This window comes from Leucobacter sp. 1207-22 (assembly GCF_052850455.1).
In genome coordinates, this window is the sequence record NZ_VXCR01000005.1 from 86,334 (window position 1) to 105,571 (window position 19,238).

General features: G+C 58.9%; 18 protein-coding genes. 11 read left to right on the forward strand and 7 right to left on the reverse strand.

Annotated elements, in window-relative coordinates; translation table 11 throughout:
- Positions 1-29 precede the first annotated feature (29 nt).
- Complete coding sequence (locus FW756_RS10520; RefSeq protein WP_446430106.1) at positions 30-401, forward strand: winged helix-turn-helix transcriptional regulator; 372 nt, start codon at positions 30-32, stop codon at positions 399-401.
- A gap of 6 nt (positions 402-407) precedes the next feature.
- On the opposite strand, the gene ctaF is transcribed toward FW756_RS10520, so the two are convergent.
- Positions 408-824 carry an aa3-type cytochrome oxidase subunit IV gene (ctaF, locus tag FW756_RS10525; RefSeq protein ID WP_446430107.1) on the reverse strand — a complete coding sequence of 139 codons (417 nt, stop codon included), beginning with the start codon at positions 822-824 and terminating at the stop codon, positions 408-410.
- 154 nt (positions 825-978) lie between these two features.
- On the opposite strand from ctaF, the gene FW756_RS10530 reads away from it, so the two are divergent.
- Positions 979-1,440 carry a MarR family winged helix-turn-helix transcriptional regulator gene (locus FW756_RS10530; RefSeq protein ID WP_446430108.1) on the forward strand — a complete coding sequence of 154 codons (462 nt, stop codon included), beginning with the start codon at positions 979-981 and terminating at the stop codon, positions 1,438-1,440.
- Between the two features lie 142 nt (positions 1,441-1,582).
- Here FW756_RS10530 and FW756_RS10535 read toward each other — a convergent pair whose 3' ends face one another.
- Positions 1,583-4,702, reverse strand: a complete 3,120-nt coding sequence (locus FW756_RS10535; protein ID WP_446430109.1) for a hypothetical protein — start codon at positions 4,700-4,702, stop codon at positions 1,583-1,585.
- Between the two features lie 387 nt (positions 4,703-5,089).
- Between FW756_RS10535 and FW756_RS10540 the strand changes: the two genes are divergently transcribed.
- Positions 5,090-7,096, forward strand: a complete 2,007-nt coding sequence (locus tag FW756_RS10540; RefSeq protein ID WP_446430110.1) for a sigma-70 family RNA polymerase sigma factor — start codon at positions 5,090-5,092, stop codon at positions 7,094-7,096.
- A gap of 99 nt (positions 7,097-7,195) precedes the next feature.
- Here FW756_RS10540 and FW756_RS10545 read toward each other — a convergent pair whose 3' ends face one another.
- The 3 genes from FW756_RS10545 to FW756_RS10555 form a co-directional block, all read right to left on the reverse strand.
- The gene (locus FW756_RS10545; protein ID WP_446430111.1) at positions 7,196-7,639 is read right to left on the reverse strand and encodes a DUF2871 domain-containing protein; all 444 of its coding nucleotides are present in this window, start codon (positions 7,637-7,639) and stop codon (positions 7,196-7,198) included.
- A 285-nt stretch (positions 7,640-7,924) separates the two neighbouring features.
- Entirely contained in the window at positions 7,925-10,150 is a 2,226-nt protein-coding gene (locus FW756_RS10550; RefSeq protein ID WP_446430112.1) for a BspA family leucine-rich repeat surface protein, read from the reverse strand.
- Positions 10,151-10,257: 107 nt separating this feature from the next.
- Complete coding sequence (locus tag FW756_RS10555) at positions 10,258-11,238, reverse strand: EamA family transporter (protein WP_446430113.1); 981 nt, start codon at positions 11,236-11,238, stop codon at positions 10,258-10,260.
- A gap of 166 nt (positions 11,239-11,404) precedes the next feature.
- On the opposite strand from FW756_RS10555, the gene FW756_RS10560 reads away from it, so the two are divergent.
- The 3 genes from FW756_RS10560 to FW756_RS10570 all read left to right on the forward strand — a co-directional run bounded on the left by FW756_RS10560 (position 11,405) and on the right by FW756_RS10570 (position 13,686).
- The gene (locus FW756_RS10560) at positions 11,405-11,833 is read left to right on the forward strand and encodes an Lrp/AsnC family transcriptional regulator (protein WP_446430114.1); all 429 of its coding nucleotides are present in this window, start codon (positions 11,405-11,407) and stop codon (positions 11,831-11,833) included.
- 149 nt (positions 11,834-11,982) lie between these two features.
- Complete coding sequence (locus tag FW756_RS10565; RefSeq protein ID WP_446430115.1) at positions 11,983-12,927, forward strand: alpha/beta fold hydrolase; 945 nt, start codon at positions 11,983-11,985, stop codon at positions 12,925-12,927.
- A gap of 213 nt (positions 12,928-13,140) precedes the next feature.
- Complete coding sequence (locus FW756_RS10570; RefSeq protein WP_446430116.1) at positions 13,141-13,686, forward strand: GNAT family N-acetyltransferase; 546 nt, start codon at positions 13,141-13,143, stop codon at positions 13,684-13,686.
- 83 nt (positions 13,687-13,769) lie between these two features.
- Here FW756_RS10570 and FW756_RS10575 read toward each other — a convergent pair whose 3' ends face one another.
- A complete protein-coding gene (locus tag FW756_RS10575) occupies positions 13,770-14,216 on the reverse strand; it encodes a MarR family winged helix-turn-helix transcriptional regulator (protein WP_446430117.1) in 447 nt (148 codons plus the stop codon).
- 123 nt (positions 14,217-14,339) lie between these two features.
- Here FW756_RS10575 and FW756_RS10580 point away from each other — a divergent pair, with 123 nt between their 5' ends.
- The 4 genes from FW756_RS10580 (at position 14,340) to FW756_RS10595 (ending at position 18,158) form a co-directional block, all read left to right on the forward strand.
- Positions 14,340-15,518, forward strand: coding sequence for an MFS transporter (locus FW756_RS10580; RefSeq protein ID WP_446430118.1), 1,179 nt, complete (start codon positions 14,340-14,342; stop codon positions 15,516-15,518).
- A gap of 44 nt (positions 15,519-15,562) precedes the next feature.
- A complete protein-coding gene (locus tag FW756_RS10585) occupies positions 15,563-16,396 on the forward strand; it encodes an aldo/keto reductase (RefSeq protein ID WP_446430119.1) in 834 nt (277 codons plus the stop codon).
- A gap of 204 nt (positions 16,397-16,600) precedes the next feature.
- Positions 16,601-17,239, forward strand: coding sequence for a YbhB/YbcL family Raf kinase inhibitor-like protein (locus FW756_RS10590; protein WP_446430120.1), 639 nt, complete (start codon positions 16,601-16,603; stop codon positions 17,237-17,239).
- 55 nt (positions 17,240-17,294) lie between these two features.
- Entirely contained in the window at positions 17,295-18,158 is an 864-nt protein-coding gene (locus FW756_RS10595; RefSeq protein WP_446430121.1) for a helix-turn-helix transcriptional regulator, read from the forward strand.
- A 24-nt stretch (positions 18,159-18,182) separates the two neighbouring features.
- Here the strand turns inward: FW756_RS10595 and FW756_RS10600 are convergent, their stop codons facing one another.
- Positions 18,183-18,776 carry a TetR/AcrR family transcriptional regulator gene (locus FW756_RS10600; RefSeq protein WP_446430122.1) on the reverse strand — a complete coding sequence of 198 codons (594 nt, stop codon included), beginning with the start codon at positions 18,774-18,776 and terminating at the stop codon, positions 18,183-18,185.
- A 36-nt stretch (positions 18,777-18,812) separates the two neighbouring features.
- On the opposite strand from FW756_RS10600, the gene FW756_RS10605 reads away from it, so the two are divergent.
- A complete protein-coding gene (locus FW756_RS10605; protein ID WP_446430123.1) occupies positions 18,813-19,211 on the forward strand; it encodes a hypothetical protein in 399 nt (132 codons plus the stop codon).
- The last annotated feature ends 27 nt before the right edge of the window (positions 19,212-19,238 follow it).

A 19,238-nucleotide genomic window follows, 5' to 3' on the forward strand; every position in this document is an offset into this window, starting at 1 on the left:
AATACCGTCAACCACTCAGAGAGGGCGCCATGAACGAGGAACTTCCATTCGATCCGTACAATCCTGACTGCCCGAGCCGCAAGCTCATGGATCAGATTGGCGACCGTTGGACAGTGCTCATCATTGGCGCCCTCGCAGAGGGTCCAGCGCGCAATAGCGAGCTGGCAGAAACTGTCGGTGGCATTTCACCACGCATGCTGTCAAAAACACTCAAAGCGCTTGAGCGCGATGGGCTCATCATTCGACGCGCATACGCAGAGGTTCCACCGCGCGTCACCTACGAACTCAGCGAGAGTGGGCGAAACCTCCACCCAACACTGCTTGCTCTCGACAGCTGGGTTCGCACCCACATGCCGGAGGTCATTCAGGCACGTGCGCGGTTTGACTCAACTGCGAACTAGCGCGACCTACCGAGCAGCGCGTCCGTAATAACCCTCAAACACCCAGCCGACGACCGAGATGATGAGCAACGGCACGCTCACATAGGCAAACCAGAAGCCAATCGCGATCCCCAGCACGATCATGCTGATCGACAACGCCAAGGTAATCGGCCACCAGCTAAACGGATGAAAGTGCCCAAGCTCCGGGCCTCCATCATCGATATCAGCGTGGAGCTGATCTTCAACCAGCATCCCGCCCTGCTTCTTTTGCACGAGCTGCAAGTAGACCGCGAACCACGCCATAAAACCGGCGCCAAAGGTAAAGGCGATCGTGCCGAACCACTCGATGGTGCCAGTCGACGCAAGGTTCCAACCCGTGTACAGAGCCGCGAGGAAGATCTGGAAGACGCCCAGAATCCAGTAGATAACAATGTGCGTGCGCACTCAAGCTCTCCTTTCGTCACGTCCAGCGCAGAGACGGCCAAGCTCAGCCTGCGGCGCAACATCATTAAGTCATGCATAAATAGTTCATGCATTAAGTATTCATGTCGATGCTAGTTTTAAGTTGCCCCGAACGCAAATGTCGAAGGAGATGCGCATGAGTTCGCTCGATGACAACGAAGCTCTCAAGCTTGATAACCAGGTGTGCTTTGCGATGTCGGTGGCGAACCGCGCGATCATCGGGATCTATCGCCCACTGCTTGAGCCGCTCGGCCTGACCCACCCGCAGTACCTCGCCATGCTTGCGCTCTGGGAGCACAGCCCCTGCTCGGTCAATGAACTCTGTGAACTGCTCCTGCAGGACGCACCTACGATTTCACCGATCCTGAAGCGCCTTGAGTCCGCCGGGCTCGTCACCCGTACCCGCAATACGGTCGACGAGCGTCGTCTCGACGTCGAACTCACCGAGCAGGGCTGGGCGCTGCGTGAACTCGCTCCGCCGGTCCCTGCGGCAGTGACCGAGCAGCTCGACATGAGCATCGCAGAACTCACTCACCTGCGTGAGACGCTGTGGCGAGTCATTGATGCGGCTCAGCCAAAGGGAGAACCAACCAGTTAGGCGCACAGTGCGCTTGCCTCGCTGATCCGACGAGCGACGCGAGCACACCACTCTTACGGGCTCGTTCGAAAGATGCAAATGGTCCGGTGCCGCACCCCTCTGCGAGGGATGAAGCACCGGACCATTTGCGCGTCAGCCACGTTTAACGCATCAAGCTACCTGCATGAGCTGAACGACGGCGACGAACGAGCATCATCCCGCCCGCAGCAAGCAGCAGCGCAGCAGCACCAGCAACAACCCACGGCGTCGAGCCACCGGTCATCGCGAGGCCGCCACCCGTGCCCGGTGTGGGCTTCGTGCCAGTGCCGGGGCCCGGCTTCGGGCCGATTGGCTCCGAGGTCAACGGGGTGAATCCGTGCCAGTCGTCTGAATCATCGACCGACTTGCCAGTGTGCACGCCGACAGCAGTAACCGTTGCACGGTCACTATGCACTGCGTCGAGTCCCAGCTCAGGCAGGGTGCCGGTGCAGGAGAACTGCGTGCCGATCTTGAAGGGTCCGGCCCACTCGGTGCCGGTCGAGTCATCGGGGAACGTGCACACGAGATCAGTAATCTCGCCTGTGCCACTCACAAGTTCGTCGCTCACACGCACGTCGACGAGGTCTTCACGGCCATTATTTGAGACCGTAAAGTTGATCGCCTGCTTCTTGTCTGCCTCAAGTGAGAGCCCGGGCAGCTCGTCGTGGTCACCAGCGTATCCGTTATTCGTGAGCGCACCTGAGGCGTCGTACTCAGGCTGTTCGCCCTCGTCGTTCCACTTCTCGATGTCAATGCTTGGATCGCCGACAGGGGTAATCACCGCTTCTGAGCCAGCAATCGTGTTCACGATCGGCTGCGATGCGTCATTTGCACGAACCGCAAAGTACGTCACGATGCGACCCTCAGTGGGGTCAAGGTTCGTGCCGTCGGCCTGGCGGATCGTGACGATTCCGTCTGCATAGCTCGAGAGCACGTTGCCGTGCATATCGGTTTCTGCGTCGGTCACGCTATCGAGGTTCGGGACGCCATCAGCATCAAGCTCGACAAAGCCGAGGAACTCGAGTGACTCAGGCAACACATCTTCACGAGTGAAGACGCTCACAGGGAAGTCCCGGCCATAGCTGCCGCGAGGAATCAGCTCAATCGCATACACGAAACGGTCTTCAACAAACGCTCCGTTTTCAACTACAGCGTTCAGATCCGCGGTCCACTTGCCAGTCTCGCGGTCGAACACGCGCTTACGCATCTCGGCCTCGTCACCGAATGAGGTGGCCTCCGACTCATCGTCGCTCCAGTAGTCCCAGTCCGAGTCAACAGTGTGCAGGGTCGCACGGTTGTAGATCTCAAGCGTCTGCTTGCCGGTGAGCGGAACCGTGGTGAACACCACATCGACGATCCAGCGCTGGTTCTTGGGCTCTGCAGCAACGACCTTCTTGCCTGACTCACTCAGCTCGACCACAACGTGACCTGCCTTGTTCGTGCTCAATGCGAAATGCTCACGAGTGAGGTTCGCGTTGCCGTACGTGCCGGAAACCGGGATCGAATCGAGGTCTGAGACATCGAAGATGTCAGTGTTAATCTCGTCAATGATCTGACTCTTCAGCGGATCAACCTTCGGCTTCGCCGTGTCGATTTCGAAGCGGTACGGCACCTTCGCGCTTTCGCCAGGAACCACGCGCACCTCGTCTTCACCGACAGTCTTCGAGAATGCAGAAGAGTCGTTCACGCCACCTTCGAGATCCTTCGGCAATACGATGACCTGCGCGTTGTGTTCCTTCTTCACGGGCTTATCGCCGCCGTAGTAGAACTCAGCCTTGTTGTTCCAGGGGTACGAAGTACCGCCAACAACAGTGGTCTTGTCGTTGCCTGGCAGCCCAGCGACCGTGTTCAACTGCGCCTTGACCTTGACCTGAACGTTCGTGGTCTTGTCCTTGCCAATGTTGACGAGCAGTGTCTGTCCGACAACGGCGTACTGGCCGACGTACGTGTTGGCTGCGAAGTCTGCCGCGGATCCGCTGAAGCCAGTCGCTTCAGTCAGCGAATCGATCGGGCCCGCGCCTTCGATGGCGATGAAGCCCTCACCGGTCTTCCACGATGCTTGCTCAATCAGCGTGTCACTGATGACAACGTTCTGCTGCAGAGTGAAGTTCGCATTGCGCTCGTCCCAGGGGGTGAGATCTGCACTCAGCGTGTACGTCATCGGAGCCGCAGGCGTAAGCTTGCCCTGCTCATCGGTGATGACATCGCGCAAGTTCCAGTTACCGCTCTTGCCGAAGTAGTGGCCTGCGCCAACACCGGGAATGCTACCGCGCAGGTACACGTCAGTCTTGCGCTCGTGCTCACTTCCGAACACCGCAGTGTTCGTCAGCTTGATCTCGTAGACACCAGGGGTGCCCTTACGGTCGTCGTACTGTGCGCGAAGCGCTGATTCGAGCTGAGCGAGGTCGGTGACCTGTGCCTGGTACGTGATCTTCAGCGCAGACTGCGCTGGCACGTCAACCGTTCCTGCGAAGCTGTTTCCGGTGATTTCGGGAGCGAAGGAAACTGAGTTTTTCTCGCCTGCAGCGGTGAGCTCTGCGGTAAATGAATCGCTGACGTAGCTCATTCCCTCGGGGAGCGTGTCTACGATGGAGTAGGCAGTGCGCGCTTCTGCCGAGTTCATGGTGAGCGTGTAGGTCAGCTTCTTGTCGGCGAGCTCAGGCTTCAGTCCAACAAATGCGTACTCAGGGGCGTCACCGATGATGACGAACTCGTCGAGCAGGTTCGAATCTACGGACTTCTCGTATCCATCAGTAATCGTCTCGGGCGGCGTCACTGTCTCTTCGACAATGATTTTCACGCCACCTGAGTCGTCACCGATTTCCCAGCTGATGGGTGACTCAGTGTTGCCGTCGACTTTGCCCGCAACAAGCTGAATAGCGAAAGCACCCTCGGTAATGCCGCCGGGAATCGGGTCCTTAAAGACGACCGTGTAGGTGCCATCTGCGTTCTGCACGGCAGATTCAATGGCTTCATTCTTCGGCAGCCCACCTGAGACCGAAATGTGCTTCGGAAGCGTGAACTTGATCTGCTTGCCTGCGATCTGCTGTGCTGCGTCATATTGCACGCGCAGGGTCATCTGCTCGCCCTCAGGAATCACGGCATCGTCTGCAACGACCGCTCCCTTGTAGAGCACCGAAATGTTGATGCCGGGCACTGCTGCCTGAGCCGCGGTTCCCGCAACACTCACCAAACCGATGCCGACTGCGACTGCTGCAAGCCCCGCAACGATTCGTGACCACACACTGCGGCGCTCCCCACGCTGCAGTTGTGTGTTTTTGCTTCCCGGAAGCACTGCTTCCGAAGCCCTCCGCCGCGCTTCCGCGCGCGCCGAATTCTCCACCATGTTTCCCCCATCAATGCGTGTCCCTCACGCATTACGTTCATAGGCCCGACTCCCGCACTGAGAAAGGGGATTCCTGGAGACAGAAGCCGGACCCACATATAGACACCGGCAAAAGACTCAAATCGTGACGCGAACCACAAAAATTCATCTGAAGATTCACAACATGTGTGCATTATTTGAGTATTCAACGCATACTTGATGCTGGGGATTCACGGCGTTTAACGCCGTTTGGCCGGTACAGGGGGTACTTGAGCCAGCACTGGGTACGAGTTTGGGGAGGACTCAATGGCCCACATTCAGGTGCGCTCAGCACCCGATTCGGCGTTGCTTGATGCGACCCGAGCGGGTGACTTGAACGCCTATACGGAGCTTTGGAACAGGCATGCGAGAGCAGGCAATACTGCCGCGCGCAACATCGCTCCCTCGCTCGACCCACAAGATCTCACGTCAGAGGCATTTCTCAAGATCTTTCGAGCGCTGAAGGCTGGCAAAGGCCCCAAAAGCACCTTTCGCCCGTACTTGTACCAGGTCATCCGTTCGGTCGCGGCAGATTCGTTGCAGACCCGCGATCCGCTCAACCAAGCTGTGCGTGAACCGCTCGACGCACTCGTCGACATTGACACCTCGTTCCCATGGGACGAGGCAAGCCTGGACGGTGAGACTGCAGCTCGCGCGTTCGCCTCGCTCGATGAGCGATGGAAAACCGTGCTCTGGTACACCGAGGTCGAGCAACTACCGCCCCGCGAGGTTGCGACGCTCATGGGCACTTCAGCCAATAGCGTGTCAAAGCTCGCTGCTCGTGCGCGCGAGGGACTCAGGTTCGCCTGGGTCGATGCCCACCTCGCCGAAAAGACCTACGCGCCCGAGTGCGAACGCCCGCTGCAGCTCTTGCAGAAATTGCAACGAGGTCGGCTCTCGCGCAAGGCAACCGCAGAGTTAGAACAGCACCTCAGCACGTGCGAAACCTGCCCGAAAGCAGCAGTAGAACTCGAGTCCGCTCGCAGACGCGTCGTTCCTGCACTGCTCATTCTGGTCTTCGGCTCAAGTGCCTCTGCGGCCTGGCTCACGACTCTCACCGGCACGGCACCCGCTTCTGCGGCAGTGGTTGGCGGATCCGCGTTTGGCACTGGTGCGATGCCCGATTTCTCACACATCGCCACGGCATCTGGTGCGTCAGGCACGAGCGGAGTTGCAGCCGGAACTGCCGGAGCAACCGGTGCCTCGAACGTCGGCGGATCAGGTGTTCAGGGACTCCTCGCCTGGCTCAAGTCTCCGGTTGGCGGCGTTACCGCAGGCGCAACGACCATCGCAATCGCGGCTGGTGCGCTCGCAGCTGGCCTCGCGCTACAGGCCGCTGCGCCAGAAGAATCCATTGCGGCGCCCGACCCCGATTCATCGGTCGTTGCCGAGGAGACAACGTCGTCTGCTGAAGCATCCGAACGCACGGCGGCCACTCAACCGAGCGATGCAGAGGACGCCGAGGACCTCATCGATCCGCTCCCATCTGTGTTCACGAGCGCACCCGTGCAACGACCAGACTCGTCTGCCGCCGCGGACGCAGGAGGATCAGCCTCGGGTTCTGCATCTGCTGGCGTAGATGGTGGGGCCGCCGCTGACGGGCTCGCCAGTGCAAGTGGCAACGCGCACGCCAGTGGCAACGCGCACGCCAGTGGCAACGCGCACGCCAGTGGCAACGCGCACGCTGACGGCCACGCCTCTGCAAATGGCAGCAACGCGAATGGTGACAGCAACGCAGGTCAGCCTGGGAGCAATGCAACAGGAAACTCGACCGGAAATACCGCAGGAAATCACACCGCCAGCTCCAATGGCACGAGTGACGATGACGGCGAGCCGACGAATCCGGGTGACGGCTTCGACCACACCCTGCAGCCGAACTACCTCTGCTACTTCGAGCAGGAGGGCCCCGGCTCAATCAATATTGCGGGCGTCGCTTCCTCGCTCGGTTTCATCAAAGTGCGGATCACCCAACCGCCGTCGACCGAGCCTGTTGAGTTGGCTGTCGCATACGGAGTGACGACCGCTACCGATGCACAGGGCTGGTGGTTTACGGAATCACTGACACCCCTCGAAAAGTGGGATGGGCTTCACCCTGGCGAGATTCGCGATACGGATGTTGAAGTGCAGCTCATCACGTATGATCGCCGCAAGTCGCCTTGGCATCCCGTGATTCTGCCTGATTCGCCACCGCCAATTACGACCTGTGGCCTGGAGTCTGCCTCACTCCCCGATACGCCACCGGCAATTCCGGAGCCGCCGGTTCCCCTTCGATAACACACGGTCCTCGAGACCGCAGTGAGAAGGCCAGCGCAGCCGAAAGCAGGTTATTGCCATGCGGCGAGCGCGCGCATGGCAATAACCTGCTTGCAAGCTTTAGGCTGCGTGCACCTGCGCGCGGGTCGTGTCAGCCGACTTCACTGCGCGACCCAATGCGATGAAGAAGCACACCAAACCTGCGGTGAGCAAGATGTGTCCCAGGCCAGCGATGCCAGAGATCATGGCTGACGATTCTTTGCCGAGTACGGTCAGCGTGCCGTGCCACACCATCAGCCCGGAAGTCACCATGAGACCAGCGTTGTACAGCCAGAAGAATGCGCCGAACAGCTTGGTACTGCTGGAGACGACGAACGTCTTCTCAATGACCAGCGCGATGAGCAGCACAACGGTGCCCAGAGTCAGCAGGTGGGTGTGTACGAGGCCGAGCTGCGAGAACGCCCCCTCTGGGAATTCATTGGCCTTGGTGAACTCGCGGTAGAAAACGCCAGAAAGCAATCCGAGCAGCGTGTAAATCGCTGCGGCATTGAACAATCGCTTCATGTGTCTCTCGTCTCCCTCTCAGGTGCGCTGGCAGGCTCCAAGTCGTGTCTGCCACGGCACCTATGTGTGTGCGGATCACTCTCAGCAAGTGATTCACCTTCTACTCAACCAGGCATGCCAAGAATCCACATCGCAAGAGCGGGCGAGATCTGATCATCCTTTCGGATGATGCGCCGGTGGCTCTCTTACCTGCCCAATATGCGGTTCCCAAAGACACACGTGCCGGCCCTGAAGTATCCTCCAGAGCCGGCATGTGCCTTTGCTTGGCGAGTTCTGCGTCGTTGATTAGTGCTGTGACACGTTTCGTCGACGCTTCGCGAGCAACAATCCGCCAGCGCCGAGCACCACCGAGACCGCCGCAGCGATACCAATTCCGCGCATCTCGGCTGAGCCAGTATTGGCAAGGCCAGGGTTCTTCGGGGTCTCAGGCTTTGGGTCAACCGGCTTCACTGGATCAACGGGGTCAATTGGCTTGACCGGGTCAACGGGACCGTCTTTGGACTTCCACTGGGCATACAGGTGGTATGTCCCAGCTGCAAGATACTCCGCGTGTCCCGCCGTGTAGTCAGTCCCCGTGCCATCCGCTTTCGTATTCCAGCCAACGAACACATAGTCGTCACGCACAAACCCATTCTCGGCCACAGTGACCAGTCGACCGGTAGCCCCGAGGGTGTCGGTTGTCGTACCGGCCGCCTGTGCTGAGTTAGCGTCATACACCAGCGTGATCTTCTCTTGCCAGATATACGTACCTGCGTCGACACGGCCTTCGGTGTACTCGTACAACCGGTCATTCGCGCCGTCCCAGGGAGTGGCAATAGGTAGTTTGATGGTGCCAGTCCCAATCTCGACCCAGTTGCCATTGGCGAGGGGTTCAATCGCGGCACTCGGCCACCACAGGTCGACGCTGGCGGGGAAGACGGCTTCATTACTGATCGTGATGACCCGCAACGGCGTATCCGAGAAGAAGTAGTCCATATCTGGGCCGTGTTCGGTGTCCCACCCAGTGAGGTCAATCACCGTCAGGTGTTCCATGTTGGCAAACGCGGCAAAGAGAGTGCGCACCTGCGACACGTCCCACCCGGCAACATGCACCGCCGAGGCTCCTGAATTCATGAACAGGTAGTCCATCTCTGTCACCTGTGAGGTGTTCCAACCGATGGTGCGTGCTTGCTGCAGTGAGGTGGTGTTCTGGAACATTGCCGACATGTTCGTGACGTTGCCAGTATTCCAATTCGAGAGATCAAGCTGCGTCAGCGCAGAGGCATCACTGAACATGCCTTCCATGGTGATCGCGCTCGAGGTGTCAAACCCTGATGGGTCAAGTACCGTCAGCGCAGGGGTGTTATAGAACGTGCTCTTAAAGTTCCGTACTTTGCCGGTATCCCAAGACGTGACATCAATTTCTCCCAATACCGTCGCACTGTGGAACATGCCCTCCATATTGGTCACATTGCCGGTGTTCCACCCGCTGGTATTGAGCTGCGTCAGACTCGTCGTCGACTGGAACATCGCCTGCATGTCAGTGACCTGAGATACATCCCAACCAGAGAGGTCAAGCGCGGGAACCGAAGTGGCTCCCTGCAACATGAATGCCGTGTCTGTGACTTTGCCGGTGTCCCAGCCTGACGGGTCGAGAGTTCTCAACGCCGTAGTGCCCCAGAATGTGCGGTTGAGTGAGGTTACCTCCCCGGTGTCCCAGCCGGTGACATCAAGTTCGGTAACCTTCGCTACACCCGAAAATGTTGCGTACATGTTGGTCACCTTCGCGGTGTTCCACCCAGAAACATCGAGAGCGGTAACCGACGCAGCATTCTCAAATGCGCGGCTCATATCAGTGACACTACTCGTGTCCCAATGAGAAACATCGATTGTCGTCAGACTCCGAGCTTCGTGAAACATCTCCTTGAGGTTCTCCACTTTGCCGATCTCCCAGCCTGAGACATCCAGTGAGGCGAGGGCAGAGGCCCCGCCAAACATGGATCCCATGTCGGTGACGTTCGACGTGTCCCATCCAGATACGTCAAGGTTGGTCACCGCACTCGCGAGCTGGAACATCTTGTTCATGTTCGTCACGTTGCTGGTATCCCAACCTGAGACGTCAACCGAGACAAGAGCGGGGGTCTGAGTAAACATCCCGTACATGTTCGTGACCGCTGAAGTATCGAGTTGCCCGGCGCCCTCAATCTTCGTGAGCTTAGGGAGCATCCCGAACAGCACCGATGAATCTGCCGGCAGCTGGGTGGTAGCCGGATCAGTAAAGACGATACTCGTGATCGAGTTCCGCTGCGCCGACCAATCGTTGTAGCTGAGCGTTCCAGCGCCCACCGTCAACACACCGTTGTCAAGTGTCCATGGTGCGGTGCCCCAGGTCCCCGTACTTGCCGCGGCCGGAGCAGGAGCCTCTGTCCCCCACGTCTGGCCCGGCGGTGAAACAGCTTGAGCTGCGCTTGCGCCGCTGAGCACCACTGTTACAGCAACAGCAATCCCGAACGCTGTCTGTCTGATCCGCACGAACTACCTCCTGATGATGTGCCATCGGGGCCACCTCAGAAACACTTTCAGCAGTCCCGAGAAGCAAAGTTGATTCCAATTTGAACCATACTTGCCCCTCAAAGGATTCATTGCTTAGGCGGGCCGACTTTCCCTGTTCTGGTCGCTTCCTCTAACCGTTGACCAGCCGCAGGTTCAAGCATCTCGCTGCTCACCAACTGAACATCAGCTGATTTGCCGGGCGCTGGCCCACGGGACGACGTCCACACCAACAGCGCCCCAGACAGTATCACCACGCAAATGCCAGCCAATGCCGTGGGAGTCATTGTCTCCCCAAGCAGCAAGAATCCAATCAGCGTTCCCATTGCTGGATCAATCGAGAACAGCGTGCCAATGATGCGGGCCGAGGTGATCCGCCCAGCAATCGTGTCGACGGAATACGGGATCACCACACCAACAAGCGCAGCAACAGCGAGCAGACCCCAGTGCCCACCAGTCACCTGGCCGACATTCGCAATCGCAAACGGTGAGGTGGCAATCGCACTGACCGTGACCGAGAGCGCCAGCCCGTCGAGGCCACTTCCTCGCTTCCCCACCTTTGCGGCGAAGAGTGTGTAGAGTCCGAAGAACGCGGCCGCCGAGAGTGCGGCGACGTAGCCAATGAGGTCGAAGTACCCCGCTGGTCCAGCCGAAATGAGCGCAACACCACCGAGAGAGAGTAGGGCGCAGGCTCCTTCCTTCACCCGGCGTGACGCCATCAACGACACCGCGCACGGCCCGAGGAACTCCAGCGTTACCGCGACACCGAGCGGGATGTGCTGAATCGCGGTGTACAGGCTGATGTTCATTAGCGCCATTGCAACACCGTAAACAGCGATGCCGACCCACTCTGCCCTGCTTCGCCCACGCAGCTTTGGCCTGAAGATGACCAACAGAATGAGCGCAGCAATAGCGCTGCGAAGCGCACTCACCCCGATCGTGCCGTATGCCACAAACAGGGTGGAAGACAGCGCAGACGAGATCTGAATGCCTGCCGAACCAACGAGAATGAGCCCTGCGGCGGCAAGCACATTTCTTCGGTTCGGGACATGTTCAACAGCGCGCAACACAGGGGTACCTCTCGCAGCAGATGGTGTGCGTGCGTGACACCTCAGAGCGCAACGCCGCACGGACCAGTTCAACGTTAGAGATGAGCATTGTGGTGCCACAATCGGCATTTCATGCGTTTTTTGTTGAGTTCACAAACACATCGCTGGAAGAGATTAGGCTATTTGCATGATTGACGATCTCGACCGCCAGCTCATCTCATGGCTCCGCTTCAACAGTCGCACCCCGGCCGCCGTGCTCGCGCGCGAGCTGGGTGTCAACCGTTCAACCGTGAATGCGCGGATCGACCGCCTGGTCGACACCGGCGTGATTGAGGCGTTCACCATTCAGGTGAGCGATGAGATTGCACGTGACTCGATCCGCGGTGTCGTTTTCGTCGCTTGCGATCCTGCCCGCGGGCAAGATGTCATCCGTGCCGTGCGCGGCATCCCCGAGGCCGAGCAGATGCACTCTACCCTTGGCGGATGGGATCTCATCGTGCACTTGCGCGCGCGCTCGCTTGACGCCTTTGATGCAGCGCTCGAACTCATTCGCGCGGTGCCCGGCGTGCGAGATACGCAGACAAGCCTGCTCGTGAACTCACTCACACGGGCGTAGCTGACCGCGGGCATGCTTCAGGCCTCCTCACCGTATGACATCAGTCATACATGTCAGTGACATTTCGCACTTCACGAGCCCAAGCCCAACAGCTTTACTTGTTTCATAACGACTCCATTCCGCTTGGTGTCACACGAAATGAGGAGCTCATGCGCAAGTCTCTGGCGGTCACGCTCATCACGCTCGGCACCGTCACCCTGCTCCCTGTGGCACTCATCGCCACGACCGCAATTGTCAATTCGGTTTCCACCCGCTCAGAGCTCGATGCCATCGAAACCTACGGCGAGCGCATTCCCGTTGACGGCAAAGAAATGAACGTCGTCGACAGCGGCACCCCTGGCGAGGCGATCGTGCTCCTCCCAGGGCTCGGTACCGCCGCACCAGCACTCGATTTTCAACCGCTCATCACCGAGCTCTCGCGCACACATCGCGTTATCGCAGTCGAACCATTCGGTACCGGCCTCAGCGACCAGGCTGACACCCCTCGCACTGCCGCAAACATTGCACGCGAGGTACATGAGGCTGTTGACTCCCTTGGAGTTGATCGCTACGTCCTCATGGGCCATTCGATCGCCGGCATGTATGCGCTTGAATACAGCGCACAATACGGTGACAAGCTCATCGCTTTCGTCGGGATCGATTCGAGTGTTCCCGGCCAACCCGGTGCCGAAGACCCAACCCCAGCCGGCGGTCTCAGCACACTGAATGACCTCGGAATTCTGCGCGCGCTCTCGTGGATATCAGGGGACCAATTTGCGGGCCTCCCCTACGATGAAGACACTCGGCAGCAAATGCAGTACCTGAACACCAAGAACGGCACTGCCCCCAGCCTTCTCGACGAAATGGAGCGCGCTCCAGAAAACTTTGCCGCGCTTCGCGACGCAACGTTCCCTTCCGACCTTCCCATCTTGCTCTTCGTGGTAGAAAACGACCCTGAGTTTCCGAACTGGGTGGAACTGCATGAGCAACAGGCTGAATCAGTTACACACGGGCAGGTGGTCCCCCTGCAAGGTGAGCACTACCTGCACTACACACAGTCAGAGAAGATTGCCCGCGATACACAGGAGTTCTTGAGCACGCTACCCACGGGGTGAACCAGGTTCACTGAACCGCACGCACCTGCAGGTGTCACTGCGTCGTCTCTCCGTGCCTCCTGGAAAATGTTCGCAGATGCTCGGTGATTGCCTGTGATAGTTTCGCTACGCAGGCAGCACATCTCCTCGAGAAAGCTGCACAGCGACGGCGCTGACAACCGCTTCCCGGCGGGACCACAGGCCTCCAATGATCACCGCGGACCAGGAGCCACCATGACAAACTCGCAACCGCTACTCACCGGCCCTCGAGTTACCCTTCGCGATCCACACACGAGTGACGCTGCGGCACTTCTCGCGGTACTCAAGGAGCCAGAGGTTGCATTCTGGTGGGTTGGCTTTGATGAGCAACGCGTTCAGAATGAGCTCATCGCTGAACCAGGTACCACTCGCGTGATCGAGGTCGCGGGTCAGGTCGCAGGCGGCCTCATTGTGCTTCGCAGCTCAGATGCCGAGTACCCAACGACGGTCATGCATATTTTCTTGGCCACCGCCTTCAGGGGCCAGCGACTTGGTGAAGAAACGCTTGCACTCGCCATTCGGCATGAGTTCGCGAACGGCATCACACGAGTGACGCTCGATCCCAACATCAACAACAGCGGCGCGATCCGCAGCTACGAACGACTTGGATTCGTCAAGGTCGGCGTCCTCCGCGACTACCAGGTGCGCCCAAGCGGAGCACTCGAAGACGCACTGTTCATGGACATGACCCGATCAGACTTCCCGAACGGCCCTGCCTTCCCAGAGATCGCGAACGCGTAGGAACTCACACGAGAACCGAACTTCAAACGCGGCGACCAGACAAGGCCGACCGGCTGCGGTCGTATCGGTTGCCGCGAAACCATTCAGGGCGCGATCTGCTCCTGCAACGCATGCGCTAACGGCGCCAGTTCCTCATGCGTTTCTGCCTCTTTGAGCACCCGTTCCAGCGTGCGCTCATGCACAGGTCTGGCACGTAAGTAGAGCGCACTCCCCTCCTGAGTCAGCTCCGTGTAGATGCCTCGCCTATCGTCATGGCACAGGATTCGGGTCAGCAGCCCTCGCTCCTCCAAGCGATTCACGAGCCGAGTTGCTGCGCTCGGGCTGAGCGCTGTGGCGCGCGCGAGCTGCTGCATGCGCATGTGCCAGCCGTCCTGCCTGCTCAGCGCATCGAGCAAGGTGTACTCGACGACTGACAAGTCTGCCGCTTGCGCAAGCGCGGCTTCGAGCTCGGATTCAATCAACGCGTGCAACGCCGCAAGCGTCCGCCAACCCCGGGCGCGAATCTCAACTGCATCATCGGCGATACCCATGCGATGCCCCCTCAACCAGATTTAGTTGCTTGCGCGGGATAGTTGCGCATGCAATAATTTTAGCTCTTCGCGCAATATCCATCGCGTGCAACTAATTTATCAGACGGAAAAGGGACCACCCTCATGCCCTTAGGACTCATTGCTCTTGCGCTCGGAGCATTCGGCATCGGCCTCACGGAATTTGTCATTATGGGATTGCTCCCAGAAGTCGCCTCAGATTTCGGGGTATCGGAAGCAGCCGCAGGATGGCTCATTTCTGGCTACGCACTTGGGGTCGTTGTTGGAGCGCTTGGCCTGACCGCTGCAACCACGAAGCTCCCGCGAAAGCCCGTACTTCTCGGTCTCATCGTCCTCTTCATCATCGGAAATCTCCTCACTGCAGTCTCGCCGACATACGAGCTCGCCATGCTGGGGCGGATCCTCGCAGCACTCAGCCACGGCGCGTTCTTCGGAATCGGCTCAGTCGTCGCCGCAAGCCTGGTGTCCCCAGAGAAGCAGGCGGCGGCAATCGCGATCATGTTCACCGGCCTCACCGCGGCAAATGTGTTTGGCGTGCCATTTGGCACCTTCCTCGGGCAGCAATTTGGCTGGCGATCCACGTTCTGGGTCATCTCAGGTATCGGTGCCATCGCGTTTATCGGCATCATGGCCCTGGTCCGAGCGTCAGAACCCCATGACAACCAGGTGAGTCTGCGACAAGAACTCCGAGCTTTCCGCTCCGGACAAGTCTGGCTGTCACTTCTTGTGACCGTGCTTGCTTTTGGCGGCATGTTCGGCGCGTTCACCTACATCGCGTACACACTCACTGGTGTGACTGGTTTCGCAAGCGCTGCTGTGCCCTGGCTTCTCGTGCTCTTTGGTGTGGGACTCCTGCTCGGCAACTGGGTCGGCGGCAAGCTTGCAGACCGCACCATCGACGGAACACTGATCTGGTTCATCTCGGCACTTGCGATCGTGCTCGTAGCGTTCGGCACGCTTGCGGGTCACAAGCCAGCGGTGATTGTTGTTCTCCTACTCATGGGCGGATTCGGCTTCGGAACGGTACCTGCGCTGCAGAGTCGCGTCATGCAGTACGCAGGCGGCGCCCCCACACTCGCCTCTGGCGCCAACATCGGTGCGTTCAACGTGGGCAACGCACTCGGCGCCTGGGTCGGCGGTGTCGGCATTACTGCCGGCCTTGGCTACACCTCCCCCATTTGGATCGGTGCAGCCATCACCAGTGCGGGCCTCATCGTGATGTTGTTCGCTGCGTCAAGCGCCAAACGTGCGACCACCCAACGCTCCGTTGTCCCGTCTGCATAATCTCACACACCTTTTCACGACTTCCACTCACTACAGGAGAAATCATGCACACCCCCAAGATTCCCAACATCACCCTGAACAACGGACTCGAAATGCCTCAACTCGGCTTCGGAGTCTTCCAAGTTCCTGATCATGAAACGACCACGGCTGCCTCTACAGCAATCGAGGCTGGGTACCGCAGCATCGATACCGCTGCCATTTACGGCAACGAAGCCGGAGTGGGTCGCGCAATTGCAGAGTCCGGCGTCGCTCGCGAAGATCTCTTCATCACTTCGAAGTTGTGGATCGATGCGCTCGACTACGAATCCGCACTTCGTGGGTACGAGTCTTCGCTCGAAAAACTCGGTCTCGAGAAGCTCGACCTCTTCCTCATCCACTGGCCAGCGCCAGCGACAGACGCCTTCCTCGATGCTTGGCGTGCGCTCACCCAGCTTGCGACCGAAGGACGGGTCGGCGCCGTCGGTGTCTCCAACTTCCTTCCCGCCCACTTGGAGCGGCTCGCTGAGGTGAGTGACCTTGTTCCAGCGGTGAATCAAATTGAACTTCATCCAGCCTTGCAAAACCGCGAGACTCAGGCTGCAAATGCCGCGCGCGGCATCGTCACCGAGGCATGGAGCCCGCTCGCACAGGGAGCGGTGCTCAAGGATCCGGCGATCACAGCCATTGCCGAACAGCACGGCGTCTCCCCAGCGCAGGTTGTGCTGCGCTGGCACCTCCAGCAGGGACGCGTAGTTATTCCGAAGTCGGTGACCCCCGCGCGTATCACCGCGAATCTTGACGTCTTCGACTTTGAGCTGTCGACAGATGAACTCAACGCCGTCGACGCACTGGACCGTGATGGCCGCACCGGACCGCACCCAGCGGAGTTCAACGGCTAACCTCGCATTGATCACTACGCACGATGCCTCTCGTCTCAGTTGAAGTCCATTACGCACCTATGTACTCTAAATCGGTCGAAATGACCGGAATTGAGTTCACTTTGACTGGCTGAGTAGCAATGTTCCGAATGCATCCTCACTACGCTACGAGTCAGGCTGTCGCACTGTGCCCAGCATTTTCACCGCACAAGAATAGAGAACTTCATGCACCTCACCAGCACGAGCTTCGCCGAAGGCGCGTTCATTCCAGAGGATTTCGCGTTTGCTGCACAAGACGCAGTGAACCACATCACACTCGCACCAAATAGGAATCCGCATCTCGCTTGGAGCGATGTCCCTGAAGGCACTGCGTCATTCGTCCTTGTCTGCCATGATCCTGATGCGCCGAGCGACGCGAGCGATGTGAACATTGAAGGTCGTGTTGTACCGGCGGATCTCCCTCGCGTCGACTTCTTCCATTGGACACTGTTCGACATTCCTGCTGAGACTCGTGAGATTGCTGCCGGGAGCCATTCGAACGGGATCACGGCGCACGGAAAGTCAGGAGACATTCCCAACCGCCCAGAACAGCACGGCATCAACGACTACACGGGCTGGTTTGCTGCCGACCCCGACATGGCAGGCACCTACTTCGGGTACGACGGACCGTGCCCGCCGTGGAACGATGCACGCATGCACCACTATGTCTTTACGCTGTATGCACTTGCTACCCCAACGCTCGCCGTTACGCCGCCACCACACGGCGCAGCAGTGCGCGAAGCAATCGACCCAGCAAACGTGCTCGCTACGGCGACACTCACCGGCCTGTACAGCTTGAACCCAGAGGTCACCCCTCGCGCATAGCGGGCGAGTAACATCTCCACACCTGCCCGAGACACCAAATGAAAGCTGATTTCCTGTGAGCGCAGCTGCCTCTGCCCCAGCCTTGCCAGTGCGCGATGACTGGCAACTCCCAATCCTCGGCCCGGTGTCTCGGGCGGATGTGTGCAAACTTGCCCAACCACGCATCACCCGCACGCAGTTTGCGCCACGATTTCATTTTCATGGCGCAACGCTGCTGTATCTCGCGACGGGCATTCTGGAGTGTGATAACGGAGGCTCCCACCTGAGCGTCGACGCAGAGCGTTCGCCTCAGCTCCTGCTGATTGATCCACACACCGTAGCCAACCTCGTAAAGACCCCTGCAGCAGATAGTGGCGAATTTCGGTCGATCCTTCTTGAGATGCCAGACACCGCGCTAACGCAATTTCGCCAGTCACATACGAGGCTCCAACCCACCCAGACACCCGACATTGCGTTCAGAACGGTCGAGCTACACAACGACCTCTCCTCGATGCTCCTGCACGTGCTGGAAAGCGCCATAGACCAATCAATCAGCGACGCACGCATGCACTACCGCGTACAGGAGCTACTGCTGACGCTCGCAGAACACGGCCACACTTTTGCACCCGCAGGTCGGCCTCGTGTAACGACTCAGCTGAGAGAGTTCATCAGTGAGGCTCCCGAACGCCGCTGGACCGCACAAGATGCCGCTCAGTTGCTGCTCATGAGCGAGTCAACCCTTCGACGCAAGCTCGCACACGAGCAGACCCGCTTCGACGAACTCCTCGTAGACGTTCGCATGCACCACGCACTCATGCTGCTGCAAACCACCGATTGGACCGTACCTCATGTTGCAGCAGCGAGCGGCTATCGCTCACGAACTCGATTCTCAGACCGGTTTCGCGCACGCTTCGGGTATACCCCTTCGACCGTGCGCTAGTGGGCTCCTTGGCGGAACAGAGAACTAGCGATTAATTCGCAACATCTGCAGAGCCGCCACTGCGTGCCGCTTGACCCATTGGTCGCTTGGCTCGGTTTCGAGCCCTAATAGTCGACGTCGATGCGGTTCACCGAGCAGCAGGCTGAATAGCCAGACCGACAGCTCCCTACGCCGAGCCGCTGTCAAGCCCTCCGGCAGATGCTCGGCAAGAAATTCCATTGCCTGTTCTGGACCCCGCGAGTAAAACGAGGTTGCGATCTCAGGGAACCGATGTGCCTCCGCAAGCACCAGTCGATGCAACCCAATTGAGGCATCAGAGAACACTGACCCGACGACAACGATAGCGGCGGATTCCAGCGTTACCTGCTCACCACGAAACTCCTCGACATACGTGTGCTGCTGCTCCACTGCCGCTCCGTACAGTCCAGCCTTGTCACCGTAGTGTGTGTAAAGCGTTCGCTTGGTTGCACCAGCCGCAAGCGCAATCGCGTCCATGCTCGCTCCGCCGAAACCATTGTGTAGAAACTCTGAAATCGCAGCATCGAGAATCTCACGATGCCGCCTCGCACGCCCAGCCGTTGTCGGACGGCCACGGAGTGGGCCTGCAGGTGTTGCCATGGGTCAATCTTTGCGCACATTGAGCAAGAAACATTAATGACACGCTATCGTGTCATTATGGAATCTGTGGCTTCAACCCCAACTCTGCTCTTTCACGTTGCATTTGCCGACGACTGGGAAGCGTGCTCTCGCTTTGGCGAATACAGCGTGGCAACGCGTGGAGTGCCATTTGATGGAGTTGGCGCGATCTACGTCTGCGAGTACGCCGACATTCACAGCGTGCTCAAGAGCCGTTACTCGGACGTCAGTGAGCCACTCCTGCTTGTCTCGATCTCAACAGCTGCACTCGTCAGCGAAGGCATCGACTTCACACTCTCCCCCGCCCCGCGAATCCTCGAAGAGCTCCCCATGACCGACGGCGTCGTCGCAGCAACATTCCCAATTGGGGAAGGACACGAGTTTCCCAGCGAGACCGAGACCGCCGCGCTCGGTTAACGCAGAAGTGGGCAGTACGGTCGATGC

Bases quoted from the DNA above. Each gene is read 5' to 3' on its own strand.
- FW756_RS10520 (WP_446430106.1), top strand. From the start codon at position 30: ATGAACGAGGAACTTCCATTCGATCCGTACAATCCTGACTGCCCGAGC.
- FW756_RS10530 (WP_446430108.1), top strand. From the start codon at position 979: ATGAGTTCGCTCGATGACAACGAAGCTCTCAAGCTTGATAACCAGGTG.
- FW756_RS10540 (WP_446430110.1), top strand. From the start codon at position 5,090: ATGGCCCACATTCAGGTGCGCTCAGCACCCGATTCGGCGTTGCTTGAT.
- FW756_RS10545 (WP_446430111.1), bottom strand. From the start codon at position 7,639: ATGAAGCGATTGTTCAATGCCGCAGCGATTTACACGCTGCTCGGATTG.
- FW756_RS10560 (WP_446430114.1), top strand. From the start codon at position 11,405: ATGATTGACGATCTCGACCGCCAGCTCATCTCATGGCTCCGCTTCAAC.
- FW756_RS10565 (WP_446430115.1), top strand. From the start codon at position 11,983: ATGCGCAAGTCTCTGGCGGTCACGCTCATCACGCTCGGCACCGTCACC.
- FW756_RS10570 (WP_446430116.1), top strand. From the start codon at position 13,141: ATGACAAACTCGCAACCGCTACTCACCGGCCCTCGAGTTACCCTTCGC.
- FW756_RS10575 (WP_446430117.1), bottom strand. From the start codon at position 14,216: ATGGGTATCGCCGATGATGCAGTTGAGATTCGCGCCCGGGGTTGGCGG.
- FW756_RS10580 (WP_446430118.1), top strand. From the start codon at position 14,340: ATGCCCTTAGGACTCATTGCTCTTGCGCTCGGAGCATTCGGCATCGGC.
- FW756_RS10585 (WP_446430119.1), top strand. From the start codon at position 15,563: ATGCACACCCCCAAGATTCCCAACATCACCCTGAACAACGGACTCGAA.
- FW756_RS10590 (WP_446430120.1), top strand. From the start codon at position 16,601: ATGCACCTCACCAGCACGAGCTTCGCCGAAGGCGCGTTCATTCCAGAG.
- FW756_RS10600 (WP_446430122.1), bottom strand. From the start codon at position 18,776: ATGGCAACACCTGCAGGCCCACTCCGTGGCCGTCCGACAACGGCTGGG.
- FW756_RS10605 (WP_446430123.1), top strand. From the start codon at position 18,813: ATGACACGCTATCGTGTCATTATGGAATCTGTGGCTTCAACCCCAACT.